The organism is Mangrovicoccus sp. HB161399, from assembly GCF_013184745.1.
GTDB lineage: Bacteria > Pseudomonadota > Alphaproteobacteria > Rhodobacterales > Rhodobacteraceae > Mangrovicoccus.
In genome coordinates, this window is the sequence record NZ_JAATVU010000005.1 from 50,245 (window position 1) to 71,291 (window position 21,047).

The 21,047-nt window shown below is 69.9% G+C and carries 15 protein-coding genes; 10 read left to right on the forward strand and 5 right to left on the reverse strand.

Translation table 11 applies throughout. The features are described 5' to 3' along the window. Positions 1 to 39: 39 nt before the first annotated feature. Complete coding sequence (locus HCC78_RS34600; protein ID WP_172327478.1) at positions 40 to 2,133, reverse strand: calcium-binding protein; 2,094 nt, start codon at positions 2,131 to 2,133, stop codon at positions 40 to 42. Positions 2,134 to 2,375: 242 nt separating this feature from the next. Here HCC78_RS34600 and HCC78_RS04160 point away from each other — a divergent pair, with 242 nt between their 5' ends. Both HCC78_RS04160 and HCC78_RS04165 read left to right on the forward strand, forming a co-directional pair. Continuing rightward, positions 2,376 to 8,117: a DUF3320 domain-containing protein gene (locus HCC78_RS04160; protein WP_172327539.1), complete on the forward strand. Its 5,742-nt coding sequence runs from the start codon at positions 2,376 to 2,378 to the stop codon at positions 8,115 to 8,117. A 151-nt stretch (positions 8,118 to 8,268) separates the two neighbouring features. Beyond that, on the forward strand, positions 8,269 to 9,189 hold the full coding sequence (locus HCC78_RS04165) for a GNAT family N-acetyltransferase (RefSeq protein WP_172327479.1): 921 nt from the start codon (positions 8,269 to 8,271) through the stop codon (positions 9,187 to 9,189). 48 nt (positions 9,190 to 9,237) lie between these two features. Here the strand turns inward: HCC78_RS04165 and HCC78_RS04170 are convergent, their stop codons facing one another. Continuing rightward, positions 9,238 to 10,527, reverse strand: a complete 1,290-nt coding sequence (locus HCC78_RS04170) for an FAD-dependent oxidoreductase (RefSeq protein WP_172327480.1) — start codon at positions 10,525 to 10,527, stop codon at positions 9,238 to 9,240. Between the two features lie 231 nt (positions 10,528 to 10,758). Between HCC78_RS04170 and HCC78_RS04175 the strand changes: the two genes are divergently transcribed. The 8 genes from HCC78_RS04175 (at position 10,759) to HCC78_RS04210 (ending at position 19,594) form a co-directional block, all read left to right on the forward strand. After that, positions 10,759 to 11,127 (forward strand): cupin domain-containing protein, encoded by a 369-nt coding sequence (locus HCC78_RS04175; RefSeq protein ID WP_172327481.1) that lies wholly within the window; start codon positions 10,759 to 10,761, stop codon positions 11,125 to 11,127. Positions 11,128 to 11,161: 34 nt separating this feature from the next. Then, positions 11,162 to 12,535 carry an aspartate aminotransferase family protein gene (locus HCC78_RS04180; RefSeq protein ID WP_172327482.1) on the forward strand — a complete coding sequence of 458 codons (1,374 nt, stop codon included), beginning with the start codon at positions 11,162 to 11,164 and terminating at the stop codon, positions 12,533 to 12,535. Further along, on the forward strand, positions 12,535 to 13,446 hold the full coding sequence (locus tag HCC78_RS04185) for a glyoxylate/hydroxypyruvate reductase A (RefSeq protein WP_172327483.1): 912 nt from the start codon (positions 12,535 to 12,537) through the stop codon (positions 13,444 to 13,446). The genes HCC78_RS04180 and HCC78_RS04185 overlap by 1 nt, the downstream gene beginning before the upstream one ends. A 212-nt stretch (positions 13,447 to 13,658) precedes the next feature. Beyond that, a complete protein-coding gene (locus tag HCC78_RS04190; protein ID WP_172327484.1) occupies positions 13,659 to 14,393 on the forward strand; it encodes an HAD-IA family hydrolase in 735 nt (244 codons plus the stop codon). A gap of 79 nt (positions 14,394 to 14,472) precedes the next feature. Next, positions 14,473 to 16,086 (forward strand): ABC transporter substrate-binding protein, encoded by a 1,614-nt coding sequence (locus tag HCC78_RS04195; RefSeq protein WP_172327485.1) that lies wholly within the window; start codon positions 14,473 to 14,475, stop codon positions 16,084 to 16,086. 57 nt (positions 16,087 to 16,143) lie between these two features. Continuing rightward, a complete protein-coding gene (locus HCC78_RS04200; RefSeq protein WP_172327486.1) occupies positions 16,144 to 17,103 on the forward strand; it encodes an ABC transporter permease in 960 nt (319 codons plus the stop codon). Further along, complete coding sequence (locus tag HCC78_RS04205) at positions 17,100 to 17,957, forward strand: ABC transporter permease (protein WP_172327487.1); 858 nt, start codon at positions 17,100 to 17,102, stop codon at positions 17,955 to 17,957. The genes HCC78_RS04200 and HCC78_RS04205 overlap by 4 nt, the downstream gene beginning before the upstream one ends. Next, a complete protein-coding gene (locus tag HCC78_RS04210; RefSeq protein ID WP_172327488.1) occupies positions 17,957 to 19,594 on the forward strand; it encodes an ABC transporter ATP-binding protein in 1,638 nt (545 codons plus the stop codon). The genes HCC78_RS04205 and HCC78_RS04210 overlap by 1 nt, the downstream gene beginning before the upstream one ends. Here HCC78_RS04210 and HCC78_RS04215 read toward each other — a convergent pair whose 3' ends face one another. From HCC78_RS04215 to HCC78_RS04225, 3 genes are all read right to left on the reverse strand, one after another. Next, positions 19,595 to 19,990: a PIN domain-containing protein gene (locus HCC78_RS04215; RefSeq protein ID WP_172327489.1), complete on the reverse strand. Its 396-nt coding sequence runs from the start codon at positions 19,988 to 19,990 to the stop codon at positions 19,595 to 19,597. It abuts the gene before it with no gap. Positions 19,991 to 19,996: 6 nt separating this feature from the next. Continuing rightward, the gene (locus tag HCC78_RS04220) at positions 19,997 to 20,224 is read right to left on the reverse strand and encodes an AbrB/MazE/SpoVT family DNA-binding domain-containing protein (protein WP_172327490.1); all 228 of its coding nucleotides are present in this window, start codon (positions 20,222 to 20,224) and stop codon (positions 19,997 to 19,999) included. 107 nt (positions 20,225 to 20,331) lie between these two features. Continuing rightward, complete coding sequence (locus tag HCC78_RS04225; protein WP_172327491.1) at positions 20,332 to 20,826, reverse strand: Lrp/AsnC family transcriptional regulator; 495 nt, start codon at positions 20,824 to 20,826, stop codon at positions 20,332 to 20,334. Positions 20,827 to 21,047: the final 221 nt, after the last annotated feature.

Below are 21,047 nucleotides of genomic sequence, written 5' to 3' on the forward strand. Positions count from 1 at the left end.
GGCAGGAACCGGGTGCAGGCTGGCGGAGGGATGCGGCCATCAGAAGATGAAATCCGAGGCTCCGAGGTCGGGTGCGCCGCGCAGCATGACCGAGAAATCGGCCGAGCCGTCGCCGTCGAGATCGGCCTCGACCCAGGTGCGGCCGTCCGCCTCGCAGCTGCGCAGTTCCCCCGCGGTGCCGCTGAAGGCCGCGTCCGCGATGAAGACCAGCGCATCCTGGGCATCAGTGGCGGGGACCGCGTCCATGGCGGACAGGTCGATCACGTCGCTGCCCTGCTCGAAATCGCGGATAACGTTCCGCGCGCCGTCCGCATCGGCGCCGGTGAAGACGAAGGTATCCGCCCCCGCGCCGCCGGACATCTTGTCGGCGCCCGCGCCGCCCTCCAGGACGTCCCGGCCGTAGCCGCCGCGCAGCACGTCGTCGCCCGCGCCGCCCGAGAGGACATCGGCATTGAAGCCGCCCTGCAGCTTGTCGTTTCCGCCGCCGCCCGAGAGCGTGTCGTTCTCCATCCCGCCGCGCAGCTTGTCATTGCCCGCGCCGCCCGAGAGCACGTCCGCGCCGTAGCCGCCTTCGAGCTTGTCGTCGCCCGCGCCGCCGTCCAGCGTGTCGGTGCCGATCCCGCCGCGCAGGCTGTCATTGCCCGCGCCGCCGAAGATCCGGTCGCGCCCGACGTAGCCCTCGATCGCGTCATCCCCGTCCCCGCCGATCAGGACGTCATGGCCGGAGGTGCCGCCGAGCGCGCGGGTGCCGCCCGAATGGCCGATGGTCCGGACGGCGGTGGCACCGTCAATGCCGAAGGCGGCATCCTCGAAGATCAGTGTCTCGGCGTTGACCACAGTGTCGGTTTCGCCGCCGTGGATCACGGACAGGGAGCCGTCGGCGTTGAAGACGAATTCCGCCTCCGCCACCCCGGCCGCGAAGAAGACCGCATCATGGCCTGCGCCGCCGTCGTTGACGTCGTTGCCTGCGCCGTCGACCAGGATGTCGTTGCCCGCGCCGCCGTCCAGAATGTCGTCGCCCTGCCCCGCCGAGATCACGTCGCCGGTGCCGAAGCCCAGCAGCGTCGAGACCGCCCCGGCAATGTCATTGCGGCCGAGCACCAGATCGGCGCCGTCACCGCCTTCGTCCAGCAGCACCGCGAGGATGCCGCCCTCGCCCAGAAGCCGCCCGGTCAGGGCCTGCTTCAGCTCCTCTGCCGCGCCTTCGATCCCGCCCCCGTCCAGGACCGGCAGGATCGCCGCGGCCACGCTGTCGATCGGGCCGAACATGCCGGCCGAGGGCAGCATGCCGGAGATCTTGTCGGCGACCCCCTGCAGCATGCCGGTGATGCCGGTCTTGTCGAGGATCGGGTCCAGCACCGGATCGATGATCTTCGAGATCAGCCAGTCGGCCTTGTCCAGCACCCATTCGAAGGGCTTCAGCGCATCGGCAACCTTCCCCAGTGGGCTGAAGAGCGGGTTCAGGGCCGAGATCATGTCCGACAGCTGCGCGGAGGCCGATGCCAGCGTGCCCGCGATCTGCGACAGCGGATTGGCCGCCGTGACCAGCGCCGCGGCCTTGGCGGCCACCGCGTCGAGCGCATTCTGCACCGCGCCGAGATCGCTGCCGTCGAGTCCCTCGACCATCCCGCGGATATCGGCCAGCGTGGCGGCCTGGACTCCGTCCAGCAGCCCCTCGTCGATGTCGAAGGCGGCCGCGGCATCCTTCAGGCTGTCGAGCACGGAGCCGATGTCCGCGGCGCTGTTGTCCAGCGGCAGCTCGACCGCGGACAGCACCTTCTGGACCCCGCCGATGGCGGTGGCGATCCCGGCATAGGCCTCGTCGGTGTCCTCGGCCGATTTCCGCAGCTCCCCGATGCCGTCCTCCACCTTGTCGATCACCTTGCCCAGCAGGCTGACGATCTTGCCGGCCGGACCGAATTTCGACAGCACCTTGACGACCATCTTGAGGTCTTCGACCTTCTCCTCGGCGTCCTTGATGTCGTTGTGGAAGTTGCTGGCCGCGTCGGCGGCGTCCTTCGCCTCGCCCAGCACCCATTGCACCGCGCCGATTGTGCCGAGCGCGCCGGCGATGCCGGTGGCGGTGTCCGAAAGCTGGTCTGCGAGCTCTTCAACTGCGTTTTTGCGGGTCATGTTCCGTCTCCCCCTGGGCGTGTGTGTGCATGTCCAAGGGCTACCGCCCGGGGGTCTCCGATCGTATGGGGTCAACACCCCAATTTGTCCTGGCGGGCAGGCCCGGGGCATCTGCACCGCGCCGCCTGTCCTGTAGAAAACAGTATATGTAACAACCAGTTGTCGGAGCATCGATTGACAGTTCCGGCGCCCTGTGCAGCTATGGGCACCGGCAGCGCGGGGAGATTCAGGACGTGCCAAACATGATGCTCGAAGCGCGCGGCCAGGCAGAAGGCGCCGCCCTGGACATTGCGGTCGAAGCGGTTGCGCGGGTCAATGCCGCCTCCGCCCAGAACGGCGTGTCGATCCTGCGCGGTATCGCCCTGCGCAATGCCGGAACCGCTCCGCTCGAAGGGCTGACCGTCACCGCGGAGTGCCGCCCCGGCCTGATCCGGCCGAAAACCTGGACCGTCGACCGGCTGGCCTCCGGAGAGACGCTGGCGCTGCCGCAGCTCGACACGCCGCTCGATCCCGCGCTGCTCGGCGGGCTCAACGAGGCGGAGCTGGGCGAGCTCGCCGTCACCGTGCATCGCGGCGGCGACCTGCTCGGCCGGGCCGTGCGTCCGGTCGAGATGCTGGCGCGCGACGAATGGGGCGGGCTGGGCGAGATGGCGCCCCTGCTGGCCGCCCATGTCTCGCCCAACGAACCGGCGGTGGCTGCGGTGCTGAAGGAGGCGTCCGTCCTGCTCGAGGCTGCCGGGCATGACGGCGCGATCGACGGCTACCTGTCGAAGGATCCGGGCCGGGCCTGGATGCTGGCCGGCGCGGTCTGGTCGGCGCTGACCGGTCTGGGACTGAGTTATGCCGTGCCGCCTGCCTCCTTCGAGACCGCCGGCCAGAAGATCCGGGACCCGGGCCGCATCCGGGCCGAGGGGCTGGCCACCTGCCTGGATAGCGCCCTGTTCCTGGCGGCCTGCCTGGAGGCGGCCGGGCTGAATCCCGTCGTGCTCTTCGCAGAGGACCATGCCTGGACCGGCCTCTGGCTGACGGAGCGCGATTTCGGCGCGGCGACGGAACCGGACGTGGTCGCGGTGCGCAAGGCGGCGGATGCCCGCGAGTTCGTCATGCTGGAAACCGTGCTGCTGGCCAGGCGGCCGAGCGTGGGCTTCGAAGAGGCCGCCGCCGCCGGGCGCGATCTGGTCGCCGAGCACAACGAGCATGCTTTCCGCATGGCGGTTGACATCTCGCGCGCCCGCGCCGCGCGGATCCGGCCGCTTGCCTCGCACCGCGCGGAAGAGGCGGCGGAGGCCGAGACCCCGGCCAGTCCGGCCGCCCTGCCCCGTCCGCTCGATCTCGGGCGGCTGCCGGGCGACCTGGCGGAGGCCGAGCCGGAGACCGCCGCCGGCCGGATCTCGCGCTGGCAGAGGAAGCTCCTCGACCTGTCGCTGCGCAACCGGCTGCTGAATTTCCGCGACACCCGCCAGACCCTGCCCTTCCTCTGCCCGGACGTGCCCGCACTCGAGGACCGGCTGGCCGCTGGGCAGAAATTCCGCGCGCTGGCGCTGCAGGACGAGGATCCGGCCGGATCCCGCGACCTCGCCCCCGGCGAGCAGGCGGCGCTGATGGCCGAGGTCGCGCGCGACGCTTTCGGGAAGGGCCAGATCGCCGTGCCGCTCGACGGCAAGGAGACCCAGGCGCGGCTGGTCGAACTCTACCGCCGCGCCCGCAGCGACCTTGCGGAAGGAGGCACCAACACCCTGTTCCTGGCCGCCGGCTTCCTGCGCTGGAAGCGGACGGAGGGCGACACGAAGACCTACCGGGCGCCGCTCCTGCTGATTCCGGTGAAGATCTCGCGCCGCTCGGCCCAGTCGGATTTCGTGATCGAGCACCACGAAGACGACATCCGCTTCAACGCGACCCTGCTGGAATTCCTAAAGCGCGATTTCGACCTCGCCATCCCCGAACTGGAAGGCGAACTGCCCCGCGACGGCAGCGGCCATGACCTGCCGATGATCTTCGACATCCTCCGCCGCAGGGTCCGCGACGTGGCCGGGTTCGAGGTGGCGGAAGAGCTGGCCCTGTCCACCTTCTCCTTCGCCAAGTTCCTGATGTGGAAGGACCTCGTCGACCGCACCGACAGCCTGCGCGAGAGTCCCCTGGTGCGCCACCTGGTCGACGGGCCGGAAGAGGCCTTCCTGCCGCCGGGCGCGCCCGGCCTTCCCGGGCCGCAGGAGGTCGACCGCCGGATCGCGCCGAAGGACCTCTTCGCGCCGCTCCCGGCGGATTCCTCGCAGCTTGCCGCCGTTCTGGCCGCGCAGGAGGGGCATGACTTCGTGCTGATCGGTCCTCCCGGCACCGGCAAGAGCCAGACCATCGCCAACATCATCTCGCAATGCCTCGGGCTGGGGAAGACCGTGCTCTTCGTCGCCGAGAAGGCCGCGGCGCTCGACGTGGTGCAGCGGCGGCTTTCGGCCAGCGGGCTGGGCGATGCGGTGCTGGAGCTTCATTCCGCCAAGGCGGACCGCAAGACCGTGCTGGGCCAGCTCGGCCGTGCCTGGGACCGCGCCGCTGAGGCGCCCGAAGGCGAATGGCTGCAGGTCACGGAGGAGCTTGCCGTCACCCGCGACGGGCTGAACGCCTATGTCGGAGCCCTGCACCGCAAGGGACGGCAGGGCTTCAGCACCTATCAGGCGATCGGCCGGGCCGCAGGGAACCCGCAGCCCTTCGCGCTGAGCTTCGAGGGCAAGGACGCGCATGACGCGGAAAGCTACGCCCGGCTGCGCCGCATCGCCGCCACGCTGGGCCGCTGCCGCGAGATCGTGGCCGGACGCCCGGCCCTGCCGCTGGTGTCCGCCGGAGACTGGTCATTTGCCTGGCAGGCGGAGCTGCTTGCCCGCACCGCCGGCCTGCGTGCCGCCGCGGGGGCGCTGGCGGACTCCGCGGCCGCGGCCGCCCGGCTGGCAGGGCTGTCAGACGGCGTTCTGGCGCCGGCCGGGATCGACCGTCTGGGCCGGCTCGCCGAGGCGGCCGCGGGAACCGAGGACGTGACGACCTCGCTGCTGCTCTCCGCCGAAGCGCTGGAGCGCGAGGCGGCGGCGTTCGGCGCCGCCTTGACGGCCCATGGCGCGGCGGTTGCGGGGCTGGCCGCCAGCTATCCGCTGGACCGGCTCGGCACGCTGCCGCTGGAGACGCTCGATGCCGACTGGCGGCGGGCGCAGGCGAAATTCTGGCCGTTCTCCTGGTTCGCGAAATCCTCGGTGCGCAAGCTCCTGCAGACCTATGCCACCGGCGGCCGGGCCGATCCCGCGCGCGACATCGCGGCCCTCGCCGAGGCGAAGCGGCAGGCGGCTGTGCTGGCTGCCTCAGCGCTGGCCGCGGCACCGGCCCTCGGCGGGACGGCCACCGATCCGGCGCGGCTGGCGCGCTGGACCGCCGAAGCCGCCGCCCTCCGTGCCGCGCTCGGCGCGCTGGCCCCGGAGGCGGAGGATCCCGCCCGCTGGCAGGCCGCCCGCGATGCCCTCGCGGCCCGTGCCCCCGGCGCGCTGGCCGAGGCCCTGGCCCGGCTCCGCACCGATCTGGAGGCCTTCCGTCCCGCCCTCGGCGCCTTTGCCGAGACGGCCGGGTCCGCGCCGGAGATGGCGCCGGACGCGCTCTGCGCGGCGCTCGATGCGCTGGAGGCCCAGAAGGACCACCTGGCCGACTGGACCCGCTGGGTTGCGGCGCGCGGCGAGGCGGAGGCGGCGGGACTCGCCCCGCTGGCCGAGGCGCTGGAGGCCGGGCTGCTTGGCAGCCCCGCGGCCGAGGCGTTCGAGGCGGCCTATGCCGCCTGGTGGCTGCCGATGGCGATGGATGGCGAGCCGCTCCTGCGCGGATTCTCGCACTGGGCGCATGAAGACGCGATCCGCCAGTTCCGCGCGCTCGATGCCCGCGCCGCCGAAATGGCGCCGGGCCAGGTGATGGCGCGGCTGCGCCACGGCCTGCCTGCGCGCGATGCGGTGCCGAGGAAATCCGAGCTCGGCGTGCTGCGCCACCAGCTGGGCCTGCAGCGGCCCAGCCTGCCGATCCGCGCGCTGATCGCGGAAATGCCGGAAAGCTTTCCGCGGCTCGCCCCCTGCGTGCTGATGTCCCCGCTCTCGGTCGCGCAGTACCTGCCGCCGGGACAGGCGGCCTTCGACCTGGTGATCTTCGACGAGGCCTCGCAGATCACCACCTGGGACGCGGTCGGCGCCATTGCCCGCGGCCGCCAGGCGATCATCGTCGGCGACCCCAAGCAGCTGCCGCCCACCAATTTCTTCGGCCGCAGCGACGACGGCGACGAGGACCTGCCGGAGATGGAGCGCGACATGCCCTCGATCCTCGACGAGGTTTCCGCCGCAGGCGTGCCGACGCAGCAGCTGAACTGGCACTACCGCAGCCGCGACGAGTCGCTGATCGCGTTCTCGAACTGGCACTATTACGGCGGCCGGCTGGTCACCTTCCCCTCGCCCGACCCCGGCGCGGGCGCGGTGCGGCTGCACCAGATCGGCGGCACCTACGGGCGCGGACGCGGGCGCACCAACGAAGCGGAGGCGCGCGCGGCCGTGCGGCTGGCCATCGACCGGCTCTCGGCATGGGCGGAGCTGCCCGAAGCGGCGCGCCCGACGCTCGGAGTGATCACCTTCAACGCCCAGCAGCAGGGGCTGATCCTCGACCTCTTCGACGAGGAACGCCGCCGCGACCCGCGGCTGGAATGGTTCTTCGAAGATGCCCGCGACGAGCCGGTGATCGTCAAGAACCTGGAAAACATCCAGGGCGACGAACGCGACGTGATGCTGTTCTCGGTCACCTTCGGACCGGATGCGGCCGGCAAGCTGTCGATGGCCTTCGGCGCGCTCAACGGCGACGGCGGCGAGCGGCGGCTGAACGTGGCCGTCACCCGTGCGCGCCGGGAACTCCATGTCTTTGCCTCGCTCGATGCCGACCAGATCGACCTCGACCGGACCCGCGCGCTCGGCGTCGCCCATCTCAAGGGCTTCCTCGATTTCGCTGCGCGGGGGCCGGAGGCGCTGCCGGCCCAGGACGAGGGGTCCCGCGGACCTGCCGAGAACGGCTTCGAGGCGGCAGTGATGGCCGCGCTGGCGGCCAAGGGCTGGGACGTCCGCACCCAGATCGGCGTCTCGGGATTCCGCATCGATCTCGGGATCATCCATCCCGACCGGGCGGGAGCTTTCCTCGCCGGGGTGGAATGCGACGGCGCGAGCTATCACAGTTCGGCCACGGCGCGCGACCGCGACAAGATCCGCCAGGCCGTGCTGGAAAATCTCGGCTGGACGATCCTGCGGGTCTGGTCGACCGACTGGTTCCGCAGCCCGGGTCCGGTGGCCGAGCGGCTGCACGAGGCGCTGGCCGCGCGGCTGGAGGCGGACCGTGCCGCGCGCGCGCAGCCGGCGGAAGAGGCGGAGGAGATCCTGCCCTGGGAGGATGCCGTGCCGGATCCCGAGCCTGCGGAGACCCTTCCGGCACTCGCTGCACCGGAACGCCGCGCGCTCGAGGGCACCGTGCTCGAGGCCGATCCGGAGCGGTTCTTCGATCCGTCCTACGACGCGGTTCTGGCCGCGCTGGTCGCCGAGATCGCGGCGGCCGAGGGCCCTCTGCCGCTGGCGCAGCTGGCCCGGCGGATCGCGGCCCTGCATGGCTGGCAACGGACCGGGCGGCGCATCGCGGACCGGGTCCGCGGCGCGCTCGGCGAGGTGGACCTGCATGCCGAGGACGCGGCGGAATTCGTCTGGAGCCGTGGCAGCCATGCTCTCCGCGTGCCATTCCGCAGCCAGCCGGAGCGCGACCTGCGCGACATTTCCCGCGCCGAGATTGCCGCGCTCTGCGACGCCAATGCCGGGGCGCTGGAGGCCGCTGCCGATCCGGCGGCCGACCTCTCGCGCCTCGCCGGGGTCCAGCGGCTCTCCCCGGATCTGCGGCTCCACTTGGAGTCCTGCCTCGGCTGGTGGCGCGCCACGCAGGCAGGCTGAACCGCCTGCGCGGCGGGCAGCCCGGCCCGCCGCCGAATATTCTTCTGTTTCGCGCGCAGATACGGGCTTTTCCCCCGCAGAGCCCGTGCCATCATGCAGCGGCCGCCCCGTGCGGGCGGTCCATTGGCAGCAAGGCGCAAGGAAAGACGGCATGGCATCGGCGGAAAGTCTGGAGAGCGGAACCGGCGCGGGGGCGCCCGGCCCGGACCAGATGATGATCGACAGTTTCCTGGCGACCGCGCACCGCGTGGCGCCGGAGCACCGGCCGCTGCTGCACGAGCTGGCGGTCGGCGTGTTCTGGCCGCATCGCGGCCGCGATCTGGACCTGATGATCCGGCTCGGCGAGGGCTATGTCGCCACCGACGCGATCGGCCGGGCCATGGGCTCGGTGATGCATTTCCCGGCGGAGGACGAGTTCAGCTTCCTCGGCATGATGGTGGTGGCGCCGCGGCTGCGCTCCTATGGCACCGGGCGCTGGCTCATGCGCATGGTGATGGCCGAGGCCGCGGGCTGCGACCTCCGGCTGACCGCGACCAAGGCGGGCTACCGGCTCTACGAAAGCGAAGGGTTCGAGCCGCGCGGCCTCGTGCGCCAGCATCAGGGCCGGGCGCGCGCCATCCATGCGCCCGATCCGGTCCCCGGGGTCGAAATCCGCAAGCTCGCCCCCGGCGACGCGCCCGCGATCCGCGCGCTCGACGCCCATGCCTACGGCGCCAGCCGGACCGCGGCGCTGGACGTGTTCCTGGGCATCTCCGAAGGCATCGCCGCGGTGAAGGACGGCGAGGTCATCGGCTATGCGCTGATGCGCGATTTCGGCCGCGGCAAGGTGATCGGCCCGGTGGTGGCCACCGAGGACCGCATCGCCATGCAGATGGCCGCGCCCTTCATCCTGGCGAACGAGGGCAAGTTCCTGCGCATCGACACGCTCAGCGACAGCGCGGTCTTCGGCGCCTTCCTGGCCGCGGCCGGCCTCGGCGTCTACGACACGCTGTCGGAAATGGTGCTGGGCGCGCAGCGCCGCGCCATGTCCGGCCCGCAGATCTTCGGGATGGCCTCTCACTCCTTCGGCTGAGCCGGCCCGGACGGGACCGCGCCGCGGCAGCGGCACGGCGCGCGGCAGTCAGGACAGCCGGTCCTTCAGCCCGAACCACAGGCCCACCAGCGGCAGGAACCACGGCTCGCCGACATGCATCGGGATGGGCGGCCAGTCGAGCCCCTGCAGCGGGTTGGTGCCGGTGCGGCCCATCGCCAGGTCGGCCAGGCTCTGGCCCACCAGCGTCGACATCTGGGCACCGTGCCCGGAATAGCCCATGCCGTAGATCATGCCGTCGGCCTCGCCGGCACGCGGATAGCGGTCCTTGGTCATGCCGACGAGCCCGCCCCAGCAATAGTCGATCTGCACGTCCGACAGATGCGGGAAGGTCCGCGCCAGCGAGGCGCGCAGGATCTCGCCCGATTTGGCGTCTGACTGCTGGTCGGACACGGCCGAGAACCGCGCCCGGCCGCCGAAGATCAGCCGGTTGTCGGGGCTCAGGCGGAAATAGTTGCCGATGTTCAGCGAGGTGACATAGGTGCGGTTGCCGGGCACGGTCGCCGCGATCTCGGCTTCGCCCAGCGGCCGCGTCGCGATGATGAAGGAGCCGACGGAAATGATCCTGCGGCGGAAATAGCCGAAGGGCGCGCCCTTCACCGACCCGCCATAGGCGCCGGTCGCGGCGATCACCCGGTCCGCCTCGATGGTGCCCTTGGGCGTGGCGACCTTCCAGCCCGATCCGGATTTCTCGCGGGCGGTGACCGGCGCGTCCTCCCAGATCTTCGCGCCGTGCCGCGCAGCGGCCTCGGCCAGGCCGTGCACGTAGCGGCCCATATGCATCATTGCCGTCTTCTTGTAGAGCGCGCCGCCGTGGAAGCCGCCGCCGCCGACCTCGGCCTCCAGCCCCTCGCGCGGGATCCAGTCGGTCTCGGGATCGACCTCGCGCGCGATCAGCTCGATATTCGCCTTCAGCCCGTCGGCATGGGAGGCCTTGGAGGCCAGCTTCAGCTTGCCGCAGCGGCGGAAACTGCAGTCGATGCCTTCCTCGGCGATCAGCGCCTCGATCATGTCGATCGAGCGGTCATAGGCCTGGTAGAGCGCATGCGCCCGTTCCGCGCCCAGATGCGCCTTGGCCGAGGCATAGCCATGCGCCACGCCGTTGTTGAGGTGCCCGCCGTTCCGGCCCGAGCCGCCGGCGCCGACATGGCCCGCCTCCAGCAGCGCGACCGACACGCCTTCCTTCGCCAGCTTGCGCGCCGCGTTCAGTCCGGTGAAGCCGCCGCCGATGACCACGACATCGAAACGTCCCGAGACCGGGGCGGTTTGCGCGGCCCCGAAACGGGGCGCGGTATCATGCCAGTAGGATGTGAATTTCACTTCCGTCTTCCTTCCGGGACCCGAGCGGCGGTCCTGTCGATTGCGCTCGCTCCGACCCTAGCAGGCACCACCCCGCGCCGGATTCCGGCTTTGCCCCGGTGAAGGCAGGAAATGCCGTATCGGGCCGGCGATCCGGCAAGTCCTGCCGCCACCGCGCGGGATTCAGCCGCCCCCTGCGCCCTGTCCGGGCGATGTTCGCCCCGCCAGACCGACCCTGACAGGATTCCCGCGATGACCCTCCTCCTCCCCGTCGACACCGCCCCCGCTTCCGAGCCGCGCTGCACCGACGCCGCCGAAGACCGCCTGATCGAGGGCAAGCCCTCCTACAAGACCTGGGATCTCGACGCCGCGCTGGCCGAGGCGGCGCCCTGGGGCAAGATCCGCACCGGCATCTGGGAAGCCACGCCGGGCACCACCGTGTCGCTGAAGGGCGAAACCTTCGAATTCTGCCACATCCTGTCGGGCCACTGCCGGATCAGCGAAGACGGCGGCGAGAGCCATGACTTCGGCCCCGGAGACAGCTTCGTGATGAAGCCGGGCTTCACGGGCCGCTGGCAGACCATCGAGACGGTGAAGAAGATCTTCGTCATCGCATCCTGATCCGAAATTCCGCACAATCCAGCCGGAGCACATCATGCTGTCCAACTCCCTGGTCGAACTCGACCGCCGCCACCTGATCCACCCCGTCTCCTCCTTCCGCGGCCACGAATCCCGCGGCGTGCGCCTGCTGAACTCCGCCAAGGGCGCGCAGGTCACCGATGCCGAGGGCCGCACCCTGATCGACGGCTTCGCGGGCCTGTGGTGCGTGAACGCGGGCTACGGCCATGAAAGCATCGTCGAGGCCGCAGCCGAGCAGATGCGCCGCCTGCCCTATGCCACAGGCTATTTCGACCTCGGCACCGAGGCACCGATCCGTCTGGCCGCCGCGCTGGCGGAGCTGGCGCCGGGCGACCTGAACCACCTCTATTTCTCGCTCGGCGGCTCGGACGCGGTCGACAGCACGATCCGCTTCGTGCGCTACTACTGGCACGCCAAGGGCGAGGCGCAGCGCGACCAGTTCATCTCGGTCGAGCAGGGCTATCACGGCTCCACCTCGCAGGGCGCGGGCCTGACCGCGCTGCCGGCCTTCCACGAGGGCTTCGGCCTGCCCTTCGCCTGGCAGCACAAGATCTCGTCGCACTACGTCTACCGCAACCCGCTGGGCCAGGACCCGCAGACCATCATCGACGCCTCCGTGGCCGAGCTGAAGGCCAAGGTCGAGGCGATCGGTCCGGAGCGCGTCGCCGCCTTCTATGTCGAGCCGATCCAAGGCTCGGGCGGCGTGCTGGTTCCGCCGAAGGGCTGGATCAAGGCGATGCGCGATGCCTGCCGCGAGCTCGGCATCCTGTTCGTCGCCGACGAGGTCATCACCGGCTTCGGCCGCACCGGCCCGGCCTTTGCCTGCGAGGAAGAGGGCATCGTGCCGGACATGATGACCACCGCCAAGGGCCTGACCTCGGGCTATGTCCCGATGGGCGCCGTGTTCATGTCGGACCATGTCTACGAAACCATTGCCGAGGGCGCGGGCGCCAAGGCGGTGGGCCACGGCTTCACCTACTCGGCGCATCCCGTCTCGGCCGCCGTCGCGCTGGAAGTGCTGGCGCTCTACCAGGGCGGTCTGTTCGAGAACGGCCGGAAGATGGGCGAGCGGCTGATGGCGGGCCTTGCCACGCTGGCGGACCACCCGCTGGTCGGCGATGTCCGCGGCCGCGGCATGCTGGCCGCCGTCGAGCTGGTCACCGACAAGGAGAAGAAGACGCCGCTGCCCGCCGCCGTGCAGCCCGCGACGCGTCTCTTCGACCGCGCCTGGGAGAAGGGGCTGATCATCCGCTCCTTCGCCCAGGGCATCTTCGGCTACGCCCCGCCGCTGTGCTGCACGCCCGAAGAGATCGACGCCATCGTCGAGCGCACCCGCGCCGTGCTGGACGAGACGCTGGAAGACCCGGAAATCCGGGCGGCCATGGCCTGATGGCGCTGCTCTATCTCGAGCCGGACGGCCGCATGGCCGTCTGGGCGGAGATCTTCGCAGGGGCCGGGGAGCAGTTGCTTCCCGGCCCCGATGCCGTCGGGGATCCCGCCCTTGTCACGCACATGGCCTGCTGGGTGCCGCCTGCCGACCTGTCGGCCTATCCCAACCTGCGCGTGGTGATCAGCAAGGTGGCGGGCGTCGACCGCATGCCCGTCCTGCCCGAAGGCATCCGGCTCTGCCGCATGGTGGCGCCGGGGATCGAGGCGATGGTGCGCGACTACGTGCTGATGGCCGTCCTGATGCTGCATCGCGACATGCCGCGCTATCTCGACCAGTCCGTGCGCGGCCGGTGGGAGGCCGCGGCCACGACACGGGCGAAGGACCGCCGCATCGGAATTCTCGGACTCGGCCGCACCGGCCGGCTGGTCGCGGAGACGCTGCGCGATCTTGGCTTCCGGGTCTCCGGCTGGAGCCGCTCGGGCACCGGCCCCGAAGGCGTCGACTGCTACGCGGCGGATGGGCTTGGCACCTTCCTCGCGCAGAGCGACATCCTCGTCTGCCTGCTGCCGCTGACCGCGCAGACGCGCGGCATGCTCGGGGCCGGACTCTTCGCGCAGCTGCCGCAGGGCGCCGGGCTGGTCCATGCCGGGCGCGGCGAGCAGCTCGCCATGGACGACCTGCGCGCGGCGCTCGGCAGCGGACAGCTCGGCAGCGCGATGCTCGACGTCACCGACCCAGAGCCTCTGCCCCCGGACCACTGGGCCTGGCGCGATCCGCGGGTGATCGTTACCCCGCATGTGGGCGCATACACCCCCGCGGACGAAGGCGCGCGCCACGCGCTGGCGGTGATCCGTGCCGACCGCGCCGGACTGCCCCTGCCCGGCGAAGTGGACCGCCAGAAGGGCTACTGAACTCCACCGACGATTGTGCCGTGGCAGGGCCGAATTCGGAAGAATCTGCCACGGCGCGCGGCACCTTCGGAACGCGGGACTGCCCCGGGACAGGCAGGATGCAGTCCAGAGGCCCGATCCGGGGCGTTCCGCCCGACGCGCAGCCCGCCGGATGCCCCGCAGCATTTCCTGCCGCCGACCGAGGTCGCGGCATAGCCGAAAGGACCGCCGCAATGGCACGACCCGCCCCGAAACCGCTGACCGAGTTCCGCTATGTCACCTTCGACGTCGTCGGCACGCTGATCGACTTCGAAGGCGCCATCAAGCAGGGGCTCGCCGAGATCGCGGCCAAGGCAGGCATGGAGATCGACGGCGAGGCCGCGCTGTCGGTCTACCGCGACGCCCGCTACGAGCCGGAGGCGCTGCGCTTCCCCGACGACCTCGGCCGCTGCTACTCGAAGATCGCCGCCGCCTTCGGCCTGCCGGACACCGAGGAAAACCGCCAGCACATGATCGATACGGTCGGCGAGGCGAAGCCCTTCCCCGACAGCGCCGAGGCGATGGCCAAGCTGAAGGCCCGCTACAAGCTGATCGCGATGACCAATGCGCGCCGCTGGGCCTTCGAGAAATACGCCGAGAAGCTGGGCCAGCCGTTCTGGGCGGGCTTCACCACCGACGACACCGGCTGCGAGAAGCCGGACCCGGACTACTTCCGCCAGGTCTTCGCCCATGTGGAGAAGGACGGCGGCAGCAAGGACGACATCCTGCACACCGCTCAGAGCCAGTACCACGACATCGGCATCTCCCGCGAACTGGGCATGACCAATGCCTGGATCCAGCGGCGCCACGCCCAGAAGGGCTATGGCGGAACGATCGAGCCGAAGGAATTCACCGAGCCGGACTACCACTTCCACGCGCTGATCGAGCTGGCCGAGGCCGCCGACGAGGCCGCGAAGACCGCCGCCTGAGCCGCGGGACGCCACGCCAAAGGCCGAGGGCGGCACCAGACCGCCCGGCCCTCCACCTCTCCAGACAGGGAAATTCGAGATGACCGACAGACTGCCGACCAACTGGACCTCCCGCGATGATGCCATGGTGGAAAGCGCGATCCGCCGCGGCGCCACCCGCCACGACCTCCTGCGCATGCTGATGGCCTCGGGCGTCACGCTCGCCGCGGGCGGCACGCTGCTGGGTTCCGCGACCCGCGCCGTCGCCGCCACCCCGGTTTCCGGCGGCTCGCTGCGCGCGGCCGGCTGGTCCTCCTCGACCGCCGACACGCTGGACCCGGCCAAGGGATCGAACACCACGGACTATGTCCGCGCCTGTTCCTTCTACAACCGTCTGACCTTCCTCGACGAGACCGGCCTGCCGCAGATGGAGCTGGCCGAGGCCGTCGAGACCACCGATGCAAAGACTTGGCAGATCAAGCTGAAATCAGGCGTCGCCTTCCACAGCGGCAAGACGCTGGATGCCGATGACGTGGTCTGGTCGCTGAAGCGCCATCTCGACCCGGCCACCGGATCGAAGGTCAACGCAATCGCCGCGCAGATGGCCGAAATCGAGGCCGTCGACCCGCTGACCGTCAAGATCGTCCTGGCCGAGCCCAATGCCGACCTGCCGACCATCCTGGCGCTGCACCACTTCATGATCCTCGCCGCGGGCACGACCGATTTCACCGCTGCCAACGGCACCGGCGCCTTCACCTGCGAAGTGTTCGAGCCCGGCGTGCGCTCGGTCGGCGCGAAGAACCCGAACTACTTCAAGCCCGAAGGCCCGTACCTGGACTCGATCGAGTTCATCGCGATCTCCGACAACAACGCGCGGATGAACGCGCTGCTGTCGGGCGATATCGGCCTCGCCGCCAAGATGAACCCGCGCTCGATGCGGATGCTCGACGGCAAGCCCGGCATCGCCAACTACGTGACCACCGCGGGCAACTACACCAACCTCAACATCCGGCTCGACCTGGAGCCCGGCGCCAAGGCCGGCTTCGCCGAGGGGATGAAGCACCTGATCAACCGCGAGATGATCCAGAAATCGGTGCTGCGCGGCTATGCCGATATCGGCAACGACCAGCCGGTGCCGACCAACAACCGCTACTTCAACACCGAGCTGGAGGCCCCCGCATTCGACCCCGAGCGCGCCAAGCACGCCTTCGAGAAGGCAGGCCTTCTGGGCACCGAGATCCCGATGGTGGCCTCGGATGCCGCGGCCTCCTCGGTCGACATGGCGACGATCGTGCAGCAGGCCGGCGCGGAAATCGGCATGAAGCTGACCGTCGACCGGGTGCCGAACGACGGCTACTGGTCGAACTACTGGCTGAAGGCGCCGGTGCATTTCGGCCACATCAACCCGCGCCCGACGCCGGACATCCTGTTCTCGCTGCTCTACGCGTCGGATGCGCCCTGGAACGAGAGCCAGTACAAGTCGGAGAAATTCGACGCGATGCTGAAAGAGGCCCGCGGCCTGACCGACGAGGCCAAGCGCAAGGAGATCTACTGGGATCTGCAGGCGATGGTGTCGAACGGGGCCGGGACGATCATCCCCGCCTACATGGGCAACATCGACAGCTTCACCGACAAGCTCATGGGCATGAAGGACAACCCGCTGGGCGGCCTGATGGGCTGCGCCTTCGCCGAGTATGTCTGGCTGGCCGCCTGATCCACGCAACCGGACCCGCGGGACACCGCGGGTCCCCGCCATCGCAGGAGGCGCGCCTTGCTCCGATCCCTGACCTTCTACATCCTGATCGCCCAGAGGCTGGGCATTGCGGCGGTGACGCTGGTCATCGTCTCCTTCGCGGTGTTCTTCGCCACCGAACTGCTGCCCGGCGATGTCGCCCAGGTCCTGCTGGGCCAGGCCGCGACCGACGAGGCCGTGGCCGGGCTGCGCCAGGCGATGGGGCTGGACCAGCCCGCCATCTGGCGCTTCCTGGGGTGGATGGGCGGGCTCGCCACCGGCGATTTCGGCATGTCCTATGTCAGCAACATGCCCGTGGCCGAGCTGATCGCCGACCGGCTGGCCAATTCGCTGCGCCTGGCAGCCGTGACAACGGCGATCTCGGTGCCGCTGGCGCTGGCGCTGGGGATCGGCGCCGCCATGTGGCAAGGCTCGCTCTTCGACCGGATCGTGTCGATCCTGACCATCTCGGTCATCTCGGTCCCCGAATTCATGGTCGCCACGCTGGCCGTTCTGGTCTTCGCGGTCTGGCTGGGCTGGCTGCCGGCGCTGTCCTACGGCGCCGAGACCGGCAGCATCGGCGCGATGCTCAAGGCATATGCCATGCCGGTGATCACGCTGGGCTTCGTCGTCTCGGCGCAGATGATCCGCATGACCCGCGCCGCGGTGATCGAGACGATCAACACCCCCTATGTCGAAATGGCCCTGCTGAAGGGCGCCTCGCGCCGCCGCATGGTGCTGGGCCATGCGCTGCCGAACGCGCTCGGCCCGATCGCCAACGCGGTTGCGCTGTCGCTGTCGTATCTCGTCGGCGGCGTGATCATCGTCGAGACGATCTTCAACTATCCGGGCGTGGCCAAGCTGATGGTCGACGCGGTCTCCACCCGCGACCTGCCGCTGATCCAGTCCTGCGCGATGATCTTCTGCGTCAGCTACCTGCTGCTGATCACCATCGCCGACCTGACCGCCATCCTGTCCAACCCGAGGCTGCGCCGATGATCTCCGTTCTCCGAACATCCCCGCGCCCGGGCGGCACCGGCCCGTCCTGGCGCTTCAACTGGGTCGGCCGCATCGGCCTCGCCATGATCCTGTTCTGGGCCGTCGTCGCCATCTTCGCGCCGATGATCGCCCCCTATCCGATCGGCGAGATCGCCGACTGGGACTATTTCGGCCCGATGAGCGGCCAGTTCTGGCTGGGCAGCGACTATCTGGGCCGCGACGTGCTCAGCCGCATCCTGGTGGGCTCGCGCTACACCGTCGGCATCTCGCTGGCCGCGGTCTTCGCCGCCTGCGCGGGCGGCGTGATCCTCGGCATGGTCGCCGCGGTGATGGGCGGGCTCTTCGACACGCTCCTGTCGCGGCTGCTCGACGCCTTCAACGGCATCCCCTCGCTGCTCTTCGGCCTCGTGGTCGTGGCCGCGGTCGGCTCGTCGATCCCCGTGCTGGTGCTGACGCTCGCAGCGATCTACCTGCCCGGCGCCTACCGCTTCGCCCGCGCCCTGTCGGTCAATGTCAACGCGATGGATTTCGTCACCGTCGCCCGCGCCCGCGGCGAGCGCACCCCCTACCTGATCTTCCGCGAGATCTTCCCGAACATCCTCGGCCCGGTGCTGGCGGATCTGGGCGTGCGCTTCGTCTTCATCGTGCTGCTCCTGTCGGGCCTGTCCTTCCTCGGCCTCGGCGTGCAGCCGCCGAATGCCGACTGGGGCGCGCTGGTGCGCGAGAACATCGAGGGCCTGTCCCTCGGCGCGCCCGCGGTGATCTTCCCCTGCATCGCCATCGCCACGCTGACCATCTCGGTCAACATGTTCATCGACAACCTTCCCAAGAAGATCCGCGACAGGAGCGAATGATGACGCAGCAGCCCCTCGTTTCCGTCCGCGGCCTGCGCATCGGCGCCGTCACAGATGCCGGCCGCAAGGTCGAGATCATCAAGGGCCTCGATTTCGACATCCATCCCGGCGAGATCGTCGCGCTGATCGGCGAGAGCGGCTCGGGCAAGACCACGACCGCGCTGTCGCTGATGGGCCATTGCCGCCCCGGCTGCGCGATCACCGGCGGCTCGATCCGCGTCGGCCGCCATGACGTCGCCACGATGAGCGAAAGCGCCCGCGCCCATCTGCGCGGCACCGAGGTCAGCTACGTTCCCCAGTCGGCTGCGGCCGCCTTCAACCCGTCGAAGCGGATCATGGAGCAGGTGATCGAGATCACCGACATCCACGGGCTGATGCCGCAGGCCGAGGCCGAGAAGAAGGCGGTCGGGCTGTTCCGCGCGCTCGCCCTGCCCGATCCCGAAACGATCGGCACGCGCTATCCGCACCAGGTCTCTGGCGGGCAGCTGCAGCGGCTTGCCGCCGCCATGGCGCTGATCGGCGATCCGGAACTGGTGATCTTCGACGAACCGACCACCGCGCTCGACGTGACCACCCAGATCGAAGTGCTCAGGGCCTTCAAGTCGGTGATGGCCGCGGGCCGCATCGCCGGGGTCTATGTCAGCCACGACCTTGCCGTCGTGGCGCAGGTCGCCGACCGGATCATCGTGCTGAAGGGCGGCGAGATCCAGGAAGAGGGCGGCACCGACGACATCCTGCACCGTCCCGCGCATCCCTATACCAAGGCGCTCCTGGCCGCCTTCGAGCCGGTGCCGCATGTCCCGGCCGCGCGCGGCAAGGCGCCGGACGAAGCGCCGATCCTGCAGGTGGAGCACCTCTTCGCGGGCTATGGCGCGGTCCGCAAGGGCGAGCCGGACGTGAAGATCCTCAAGGACGTGACTTTCCGGATCGAGCGCGGCAAGAACCTCGGCGTGATCGGCGAGAGCGGATCCGGCAAGTCGACGCTGGCCCGCGCCGTGGCCGGCATCCTGCCCGCCTATCGCGGCGCGATGAAATTCGACGGGGCCGAGCTGCGCCCCGACCTGCAGTCGCGCAGCAAGGACCAGCTGCGCCGCTGCCAGATGGTGTTCCAGCTCGCCGACACCGCGCTGAACCCGGCACAGTCGATCGAGGCGATCCTGTCGCGGCCTCTGGCCTTCTACCACGGGCTGTCGGGACGGGCGAAGGCGGCGCGGGTCGCCGAGCTTCTCGACATGGTGCACCTGCCTGCCGCCATGCGGCACCGCCTGCCGGGCGAGCTGTCGGGCGGACAGAAGCAGCGGATCAACCTCGCCCGCGCGCTCGCGGCCGAACCCGAGCTGATCCTCTGCGACGAGATCACCTCGGCGCTCGACACGGTGGTCGCCGCCGCGATCCTCGACCTGCTGAAGGAGCTGCAGACCGAACTGGGGCTGAGCTACATGTTCATCAGCCACGACCTCTCGACGGTGGAGGCGATCTGCGACGAGGTGCTGGTGATGCTGAAGGGCGAGGTGGTCGAACAGCTGCCCGCCGCGCGGATGGCCGCCGATGCGCAGCACCCCTATTCGCGGCTGCTGATCTCCTCGGTGCCGCAGCTCGATACCGGCTGGCTCGCGGGGCTCGACCGCACGGGCTGATCAGGCGAAGGGGTTGGAAATGCGCAGGCGGCCTTCGACCAGGAGGCCGTCCTGCATGTCCTCGCTCAGGAGCGTGTCGCAGCCGTCGGCAAGGGCGGCCGCGACGATCATGGAATCGTAGACCGAGAATCCGTAGCGCGCCCCCAGCGCCCGGCCGATGTCATGGACGTCCGCGGTCAGCGGCAGCACGCGGCACACCCGGCGGATGCCGTGCAGGAACTCGTCCGCCTCGTCCCGGGTCATCCGCGCCTTGCGCAGGCAGTTGACCAGCGCTTCGTTCAGCACCTGCACGCTGATCGTGCCGCCCCCGGCCAGAACCGCCTCGGCGCGCTCCGCTTTCGGCCCCTCGTCCAGCAGGTAGAGGATCACGTTGGTGTCGAGGAACCGTCCCGGCATCGCCGCCTAGCGCCCGGCCGCCTCGTCGCGCCCCAGCCGCTCGGCGGCAGGCAGCCGCCCGCGGAACTTGCGCAGCCCGGCGAGGATCTCCTCGGGCCGCTGGTGGCGCCGCACCTCCAGCCCGGCATCGCCCGCGACCAGCTCGATGTCGTCGCCCTCGCGCAGGCCCAGCTCGCGCACCAGCTCGGCGGGCAGGCGCACGGCCAGCGAATTTCCCCATTTCGCGATCTGCATGCTCCGCTCCTCCGCGCATGGATATACATGTGGAATGTATATCCCTCCTGCCCTTTCCGCAAGGGCGCGGGGGAGGGGCCGGGGAGGGGGCAGTCCCCCTCCCCGCCTCACAGCCGCTCGCCGAACAGCCGGTTCAAGGGCGCCTGGCTCTTCACGAACGGGGTCTTGATCACCACGAAGCTGAAATACTTGTCGATGCCCACGTCGCGCTCGACCAGCCCCTCCATGATCGTCTGGTAGTCGACGATGCCGGCGGTGATGAATTTCACCAGGTAGTCGTAGCCGCCCGAGACCAGGTGGCATTCGACGCAGCTGTCGATCTTCTCCACCGCCTCCTGGAAGCGCGCGAAATCGATCTGGCGGTGGTTCTTCAGGGTGAATTCGGTGAAGACGGTCAGCGTCTCGCCCAGCTTCGCCATGTCGATCTGCGCCGAATAGCCGGTGATGTAGCCCGCCTTCTGCAGCTTCTTCACCCGCATCAGGCAGGGCGAGGGCGACAGCGCGACGAGATCGGCCAGCTCGACATTGGTGATCCGGCCGTTCTTCTGCAGCTCGGCAAGGATCCTGATGTCGATCCGGTCCAGCTTCTCTCCCGCGCCCATCTTTCCAGCCCCTGCCTCGGATTTGGGCAGGAATGGCGCCCCCGCCACCCAGCTGTCAAGCCGTTTCCGTTAGCGCTTGCAGCGGCGCAATCTTCTGCGCCAGAGAGCCCTGCGCAGCGTTTCGTGCCGTTTGCCGCCCCGCCTTCGGCAGCATCGGCGCCGGGACATGCATAGTATCGGGCCGGAACAGACTGACCGTCCGGCCGACTGCCAAGGAGAAG

What these genes read in the sequence shown, in the direction of transcription:
- HCC78_RS34600 (WP_172327478.1), bottom strand. Translation starts at nt 2,133, where the DNA reads ATGACCCGCAAAAACGCAGTTGAAGAGCTCGCAGACCAGCTTTCGGAC.
- HCC78_RS04160 (WP_172327539.1), top strand. Translation starts at nt 2,376, where the DNA reads ATGATGCTCGAAGCGCGCGGCCAGGCAGAAGGCGCCGCCCTGGACATT.
- HCC78_RS04165 (WP_172327479.1), top strand. Translation starts at nt 8,269, where the DNA reads ATGGCATCGGCGGAAAGTCTGGAGAGCGGAACCGGCGCGGGGGCGCCC.
- HCC78_RS04175 (WP_172327481.1), top strand. Translation starts at nt 10,759, where the DNA reads ATGACCCTCCTCCTCCCCGTCGACACCGCCCCCGCTTCCGAGCCGCGC.
- HCC78_RS04180 (WP_172327482.1), top strand. Translation starts at nt 11,162, where the DNA reads ATGCTGTCCAACTCCCTGGTCGAACTCGACCGCCGCCACCTGATCCAC.
- HCC78_RS04185 (WP_172327483.1), top strand. Translation starts at nt 12,535, where the DNA reads ATGGCGCTGCTCTATCTCGAGCCGGACGGCCGCATGGCCGTCTGGGCG.
- HCC78_RS04190 (WP_172327484.1), top strand. Translation starts at nt 13,659, where the DNA reads ATGGCACGACCCGCCCCGAAACCGCTGACCGAGTTCCGCTATGTCACC.
- HCC78_RS04195 (WP_172327485.1), top strand. Translation starts at nt 14,473, where the DNA reads ATGACCGACAGACTGCCGACCAACTGGACCTCCCGCGATGATGCCATG.
- HCC78_RS04205 (WP_172327487.1), top strand. Translation starts at nt 17,100, where the DNA reads ATGATCTCCGTTCTCCGAACATCCCCGCGCCCGGGCGGCACCGGCCCG.
- HCC78_RS04210 (WP_172327488.1), top strand. Translation starts at nt 17,957, where the DNA reads ATGACGCAGCAGCCCCTCGTTTCCGTCCGCGGCCTGCGCATCGGCGCC.
- HCC78_RS04215 (WP_172327489.1), bottom strand. Translation starts at nt 19,990, where the DNA reads ATGCCGGGACGGTTCCTCGACACCAACGTGATCCTCTACCTGCTGGAC.
- HCC78_RS04220 (WP_172327490.1), bottom strand. Translation starts at nt 20,224, where the DNA reads ATGCAGATCGCGAAATGGGGAAATTCGCTGGCCGTGCGCCTGCCCGCC.
- HCC78_RS04225 (WP_172327491.1), bottom strand. Translation starts at nt 20,826, where the DNA reads ATGGGCGCGGGAGAGAAGCTGGACCGGATCGACATCAGGATCCTTGCC.